4 protein-coding genes are annotated in these 7,589 nt (G+C 71.9%); all 4 read left to right on the top strand.

The genetic code is table 11. The features are described 5' to 3' along the window. The first annotated feature begins 143 nt into the window (after window positions 1-143). On the top strand, window positions 144-881 hold the full coding sequence (locus tag ACESMY_RS23230; RefSeq protein ID WP_372787016.1) for a RadC family protein: 738 nt from the start codon (window positions 144-146) through the stop codon (window positions 879-881). Window positions 882-893: 12 nt separating this feature from the next. Beyond that, window positions 894-1,790 (top strand): toprim domain-containing protein, encoded by an 897-nt coding sequence (locus ACESMY_RS23225; RefSeq protein WP_372787015.1) that lies wholly within the window; start codon window positions 894-896, stop codon window positions 1,788-1,790. A gap of 93 nt (window positions 1,791-1,883) precedes the next feature. Further along, on the top strand, window positions 1,884-3,956 hold the full coding sequence (locus tag ACESMY_RS23220) for a ParB/RepB/Spo0J family partition protein (protein WP_372787014.1): 2,073 nt from the start codon (window positions 1,884-1,886) through the stop codon (window positions 3,954-3,956). Between the two features lie 122 nt (window positions 3,957-4,078). After that, a partial coding sequence (locus ACESMY_RS23215; protein WP_372787013.1) for a strawberry notch-like NTP hydrolase domain-containing protein occupies window positions 4,079-7,589 on the top strand: 3,511 nt, incomplete at its 3' end.

Here is a 7,589-nt window from a genome sequence, read left to right as displayed (position 1 = left end):
GAACGGTCGCACAAAGGCGCGACGGCGCCATGCCGATGGACATCAGGTCAGCGGGAGGGCCCGCAACGCCCCTTACGGGAGGGTGGAGGAAGGGCGGAGTCGGGCGGCCCCGTTCGAGGGGTCGCCAGCCCAGGTTCCCCGCCATGTCCGCGTCTCCGGCCTTCACCGCCGTTCCCGCGCTTTCGCGCATGACTTCGCCGCAGCCGCCAGGCTGCGGACCCAGCCGCCTGGTCGCCGCCGAGACGCTGGCGCGACGCCGCCGGCTCGAGGCGGACCTCTTGCGTCCCGACCTCAACGGCCTGGATGACTTCGACTGCCTGGAGGTCCTCTGCGGCCTCGATGAGGCCGCGGCGCGCGTGCTGCTGGACGCCTTCGGATCCCTGCCGGAGGTGCTGGGCGCCCCGCCAGCGAGCCTTGTGCGCGTGACCGGGCGCCGTGCCGCCGGCCGGATCAAGCTGGCCCAGGAACTCGCGCGGCGCCTGCTCGCGCGGCCCTTGCGCGACCGCTGCCTGCTGACCGCCAGCTCACAGGTGCAGGCCTATCTCCGCGCCACGCTGGTCGGCGCGCCGCGCGAGCAGTTTCGCGTCCTCTTCCTGGACAAGCGCAACCGGCTGATTGCCGACGAACGGATGTCCGATGGGACCGTCGACCACGCCCCCGTTTACCCGCGCGAAGTGGTGCGCCGGGCGCTGGAGCTGAACGCCTCGGCGATGCTGCTCTGCCACAACCATCCAACGGGTGACCCGACGCCGTCGGCGGTCGACATCGACATGACTCGCCAGGTCGTGGCCGCCGCCGAAGCCCTGGGCCTTCAGGTGCACGATCATCTCGTGGTCGGCGGTCAGCAGGTCGCCAGCCTTCGCGCCTTGGGCCTGATGTAACGGAGGCCGGCCATGACCCTGCATCGCATCGTCCGCGCCCTGGGCGGCGACCTTTATGACGGCGGGCGGCGCGCCAACGTGCCCGCGCCCGGCCACAGTCGGGCGGACCGCTCAGTCTCGCTCTGGCTGCGGGACCACCGCCTGGTGGTCCACACCTTCGGGGACGGGGACTGGCGCGGCGTCCTCGACCATCTCCGCGGTCTGCAGCTGGTCGACACCACCGGCGCGCCGTCGTCGTCGGACCCTGGGAACAGCGAGGTCGGGCCTGCCGACGCGCCCAGCCGTGGCGCGCGCCAACGGATCGCGGCGCGGCTCTGGACCGAGGGTCGCGGGCTCGACGGGACCCTGTCGGCGGTCCACGCCCGGCGGCGGGGCATCCGCCGGGATCTCCCCGGGGCGGGGGCCCTGCGTCATCATCCCGAGGCGCCGGTGGCCGCCTATCGCTGGGGCCGATATCGCCGGCCGGCCCTGTTGGCGGGGATTCTGACGCCGGCGGGCGACCTCACCGGTGTCGAAGTTACCTACCTCACGCCGGAGGGGCGGCGGGCTGAGGACCTGCGGTTGTCGCGCAAGACCGTGGGCCTGGCGCCGGGCGGCTGCGCCGTCCGCCTCGACCCGCCGGCCGAAACCATGCTGGTCGGCGAAGGCGTCTTCACGACGCTCTCGGCCACCGACCGCTTCGGCCTGCCCGGCTGGGCGCTGCTTTCCACCCGCAACCTGCGGGCCTGGACGCCGCCGGCGGAGGTCCGTTCGGTGTTGATCGCGGCGGATCGTGGACGGGACGGCGAGGAGTCCGCCGCCGTGTTGTGGCGGCGCCTCCGGCGCCTCGGTCTGGACGCGGAGATCGCCTTGCCCCCCGCGCCGGCCGGGGACTGGAATGAGTGGGCGGGTGAGACCTCCCGCTTGTGACCGCCGCGGACGTCGTGGAGGGGGGAGGTAGGGACGGGGCGGGTGCGCCCAAGGGCTGGATGTCCCTCGCCCCGGCGCAGGAGCTTGATCCTGATGACCGATCTGCAGACGCAATCCCCGCAAGCCGCGGCAGCCGATACCGCAGCGCCCGGCGCGGAGGCGCCGGTCCGCATGGCCACCATCCGGGTGCGCCTGGGCGACCTGGGCCTCGCCCGGGAGAACCTCCGCTACGACGAACCCGCCGACGAAGGGGTTCCGCAGCTCGCCGACACCATCCTTGCCGCGGGCGTGGTGATCCCGCCCCTCGTGCGCGTGGGCCGCAAGGGCGAGCTGCCGCACATGGCTCTGGACGGCCGCCGGCGGCGCATGGCGCTGCTGATCCTCAAGGACCGGGGGGTGGTGGACGACGACTATCTCGTGGAATGCCGCCTGGCCGAGACCAAGGCCCAGATCGCCGCGGCGATCCTGCTTCCGAACACCGAGCATGTAGCGGTCCATGTGGCCGACGTGATCTCGGCGATCGGCAAGCTTCGGAAGGCCAAGATGGGCACGGCCGCGATCGCCCAGGCGCTCGGCTATGACGAGCTGGAAATCCGCCGCCTCGAGGCCATGGCCGGCGTCCATCCGACCGTGCTGAAAGCGCTGCGCCAAGGGCGTCTCACCCAGAAACAGGTCCGGCTGTTCGCGCGGCTGCCGTCGACGGTATCCCAGGCCGAGATCGCCCAGACGGCGCTGGACGGCTACTTCAATGACTACCAGCTGCGCAACCTCGTAGACCCCCACCGTGCGACGCTGGACGATGATCGGCTGACCCTGGTGGGGCTGGAGCGCTACGCGGCAGCCGGCGGGCGGATCTCGTCTGATCTGTTCGCGGAGTTGCCGGACAGCCTGCTGGATCCCGAGGTCCTGCAGGCGGCCTGGCGGGAACGCATCCAGCCGTTGGTCGACCGTCTGAGCGAGGACGGCCTGGCGGTCTTTGTCGGCCGGGAAGCGGCGATCCGGGCTCCGGATGGCTTCGATCCGCTGCCCTATGTCTACCGCCGCGACCTGGCCGCCGCGCAGACCCAGGCCCTGGATGACGCCAACTGCGAGGTGACGCGCCTGGCCAGTGAGCTGCAGGACCTCGACCCCACCGCGGACGACGCGCCGGCGGCCTTGGAGCCGCTGTTCGTCGCCCTGAAGGCGGTGGCCGGCGCGCCTCTGACCCGCAGCCGCATCGGCGCGGTCCTGCTGTCCCCGGCCGATGCCTACGGGGTCTCGGCGACCTTCTATTCGGTTCCGATCGCGGAGGCGGAATTGCCGCCCGTCGAGGGCGAGCCGGAGGACGGTGACGATGAGGACGCGGACGACACGGCCTTGGGCCGCCGGACGCCGGACATCGAGGTGCCGCGTGCGGACGTCGACGTGGAAGGGTCCAGCCACGCCTTGCATGAGACGGTCACCGACGTGGCCACGCGGGGCTTGATCCGCGACCTGGCCGACGATCCCAGCGCCGCACTGACGGTGCTGGTGGCGCAGCTCTTCAAGCAACTGGCCCTGCATTCCAGCGGCAGTCTTGACGAGTCCGCCGCCGCTATCGCCGCCACGGCCTATCGGCGCGGAACCATGCCGGTGATCCCGGCCCTGGACGGCGAGGTGCGGGCCCGCCTCGATGGGCGGCGCAGCGCCTACCGGGCCTCGGGCCTGCGCCCTATCGGCTGGGTGGAGACCCTGGCGCACGGCGACAAGCTTGCTCTGATGGCCGAGCTGGTAGCGATCTCGCTCAACCTGCGCGAAGGCCGCACCGATCGGCTGCGCACCGCCGCGCGCGCCGAGGCAGCCGAGATCGCCGCCCTCTGCGCGGCCGACATCTCCGCCCATTGGACGCCGGACCAGGCCTATCTGACGGTCCACTCCAAAACCCAGCTCACCGGCTTGCTGGACGAGATGCAGGTCGAGGACGACCGGGCGAAGGGCCTGAAGAAGGGCGATCTGGTGACCTTCGTGGCCGACGCCGCAGCCGAGCGCCAATGGGCCCCGGCGGCGCTGTCCTGGGCCGGCGCTGAACCGGAGATGGAGACGCCGGACCCGGGGCCGAGTGCGGCGGATGGAGACGAGGCGCCGGCCGACGATGCGGCGGACGCTCCCGACCTTCTGGTGGAGACCCCCGAACCCCTGGCCGCCTGAGCCTGGAGCCCTCGCCGTCCCGGCGGGGGCTCTTGGTCTGGAGGGGGAGGAAGGGGCGGACGGGCGAGCCCGTCGGGATGGGAGGGAGGCGCCCTCCGCCGCGGGCGATCGGGACCCCCGCCATGAACGCCCTGCTGCCGCTGTTGGCCGCTGCCCCCGGCGCCGCTGAGAAGGCCGCCAACCTCCTGGCCGCCGCCCGCGCGCTCTCGCCCCATCTCAATCGCGCTCGGGCCCTGGACCGCTGTCTGGTCGCCAGCGTCATGACCACGGCCTTTGGAGCGTCTGACGCCCAGGGCGCCTGGATCTGGCGCGACGCCTATGACGCGATCGAGGCCGCGCTCGTGCTGCAGATCCGCAGGCTGAGCCCGCAGGTGGGCCGCCTGGAGGACGCGCCGGTGGAGATCACCGCGCTGTTGGCGAACCTTGCCGACCTCAGCCTGACCCACAGCCGCCGCAGCGAAGAGCAGGTCGCGCTGGACCAGTTCTCGACGCCGCCGCAGCTCGGCGCCCTGGCGGTCCTTGCCGCGCAGGTCCGACCGGGCGACCGCGTGCTTGAGCCGTCCGCGGGCACCGGCCTTCTCGCGATTCTGGCCGAGGCCTGCGGGGCGAGCCTGACCCTCAACGAACTCGCCGCCCCGCGCGCCGCGATCCTCAACGGGCTTTTCCCTAGCGCCGAACGCAGCGGTCACGACGCCCTGCACCTTCGCGATCTCCTGCCGGGGTCAGGCGGCTTCCACGTCGTCCTCGCCAATCCGCCCTTCCAGCATCTGGTCGAGCACCTGCATGCCGGTCTCGACGCCCTGGCCGATGGCGGGCGGCTCGCCGCCATCGTCCCGGCCCGCCTGTTTGACGACGCGCCGGCCCTGCGCCGCCTGGCCGAGCGCGGGCCGATCGTCTTGCGCCTGGCGTTCCCGCCCCGCGCCTACGCCAAGCACGGGACGTCGGTTGAAACCGGCTTGCTGGTGATCGACCGGGGCGCGCCAGACGGGGGTTTGGGCGCCACGCTCACGGCGGAGTCTCTGGCCGACGCCGCCCGCCTGGCGGCCTGGGTCGCGGCGCGCCCCACCGCCCAGATCCGCCAGTTCCGGGCCGTGGATCGGGCCGCCCTGCTCGCGCCGCGGGCTCGGACCCTGGCCTCCCCCTCCAACCGGTTTGCCTTTCTGGCGACGACCGCCCCCCTGGCCTATGAGGCGATCGCCTGGTCTGGCGAGGGCCACGACGTGGGCCTCTACCAGGCCTATGCGCTGGGCCGCGTCCGCTTCCCGAGCGTTCAGCCTCATCCCTCGCCCCTGGTCGAGTCCGGACCGATGGCGTCGGTGCCGCTCCCGGCCCCCAGCTACCGGCCGGTGCTGCCGGTGACGATCACCGACCTGGCCCGGGTGTCCGACGCCCAGATGGAAACGGTGATCTACGCCGGCGAGGCGCATGCGGGCCACCTGCCGGGCGCCTGGGTGCTGGGCGAGGCCGCGCACCAAGTCCGGCTGGTTTCACCGGAGACCGATGGCGCGGTGGCCTTTCGTCGCGGCTTCTTCCTCGGCGACGGCACCGGCTGCGGCAAGGGCCGGGAGATCGCCGGCGTCATCGCCGACAACCTGGCGCAGGGTCGTCTGCGCGCGGTCTGGCTGTCCAAGAACGACGCCCTTCTGGAGGATGCCCGGCGCGACTGGCTCGCCGTTGGCGGCGCGGCGTCCGACATCACGCCCCAGTCGTCGTGGAAGCAGGGGGATGGCCTTCGCCTCGACCGCGGCATCCTCTATTCGACCTACGCGACCCTGCGCCAACCGGCCCGCGGCGAGCGCCCGTCCCGGCTGGATCAGATCGTGACCTGGCTGGGCGCCGACTTCGATGGCGTGATCGTCTTCGACGAAGCCCACGCCATGGCCAACGCGGCGGGCGGCCCCAAGGGCGCAAGTGGCGGTGGTCGCGGGCCGAAGAAGGCCTCGCAGCAGGGGATGGCGGGCCTCGCCCTGCAGAACCGACTGCCCAACGCGCGCATCCTCTATGTCTCGGCCACCGGCGCGACGACGCCGGAGAACCTGGCCTATGCCGCGCGCCTGGGGCTCTGGGGCGGGCCGGACGCGCCCTTTCCCACCCGCGACGCGTTCCTGGACGCCATAGAGTCCGGCGGCGTGGCCGTCATGGAGCTTATCGCCCGCGAGCTGAAGGCCATGGGCCTCTACATCGCCCGCTCTCTGTCCTTCGACGGCGTCGAATACGAGCCCTTGCGCCATCCCCTCACCGAAGACGACATCGCGATCTGGGACGCCTGGGCCGACGTCTATCAGCTGATCCATCGGAACCTGCGGGCCGCCCTCGAGGCCGTGGGGGTGACCGAGGACGGCAAGGCCAAATCCGGCCAGGCGGCGTCAGCGGTGATGTCGGCGTTTGAGGGCGCCAAGCTGCGGTTCTTCGGCCACCTGTTGTCCGGCCTGAAGGCGCCCTCCCTGGTGGCGTCGATCCGCCGTGACCTGGCCGAGGGCCGATCGTCCGTCGTCCAGGTGGTCTCGACCAACGAGGCGGTAATGGAGCGCCGGCTGGCCGAGATTCCGGCCGAAGAGTGGAACAACCTCGCCGTCGACCTGACGCCGAAGGATCAGGTGCTAGACTATTTGATGGGCGCCTTCCCGATCACCGCCATGGACACCCTGGACGATGAGGACGGCAACGTCACCCTGGTCCCGCTGATGCGCGACGGGGTCCCGGTGATCAGCCAGGAGGCGCTTCGGTTACGCGACGAGCTGTTGGTCCATCTGGCGAGCCTGCCGGCCGTACCCGGGGTTTTGGACGCGGTGCTGGCGGCGTTGGGGACCGAGCAAGTGGCGGAGATCACCGGCCGCAGCCGTCGTGTGGTGACCCGCGACGGCCGCAGGGTGGTCGAGCGGCGGAGCGCCTCGGCCGCCAAGGCCGAGACCGACGCCTTCATGGCGGCCAAGAAGCGCGTGCTGGTGTTCTCCGACGCCGGCGGCACTGGCCGCAGCTATCACGCCGACCTGGGCGCGCCGAACCAGCAGCGCCGCGTCCACTATCTGGTGGAGCCGGGCTGGCGGGCGGATGCGGCGATCCAGGGCCTGGGACGCTCCCACCGCACCAACCAGGCGGTGGCGCCGCTCTTCCGGCCGGTCACCACCGACATCCACGGCGAGAAGCGCTTCACCTCGACCATCGCGCGGCGGCTCGACAGCCTGGGCGCCCTCACCCGGGGGGAGCGGCGGACCGCCGGCAACGGGCTCTTCCGCGCCGAGGACAACCTGGAAAGCCCCTGGGCGCATCGCGCACTACAGGCCTTCTACGTCGCGCTCCACTTCGGAAATGTCCCGGCCATGGATCGGGAGACCTTCGAGGCAAAGACCGCGCTTCGGCTTCTGGACCACGAGGGGAACCTCAAAGCCTCCGACGACATGCCGCCGATGAACACCTTTCTCAATCGGCTGCTGGCGCTGCGGATCGCCGACCAGAACGCCCTCTTCGCGGCCTTTGACGAGATCCTCTCCGGCATCCTGGAGCGCGCCCCCCCCCCCCGCGCCCGCGCCCGCGGCCGCGCCGCCAGCGCGGCCGACGACCAGGAATTGACCCGCGAAGAGGTGGTGCGCCAGGGGCATTTAAACAACAGTCGCGGCCGACGAACAATAGGGT

Origin of the sequence: Phenylobacterium sp. (assembly GCF_041691455.1) — a bacterium.
Taxonomy (GTDB): domain Bacteria; phylum Pseudomonadota; class Alphaproteobacteria; order Caulobacterales; family Caulobacteraceae; genus Phenylobacterium.
Note: the sequence above shows the minus strand (reverse complement) of the source record. Positions and strands in the feature narration are given on the sequence as shown.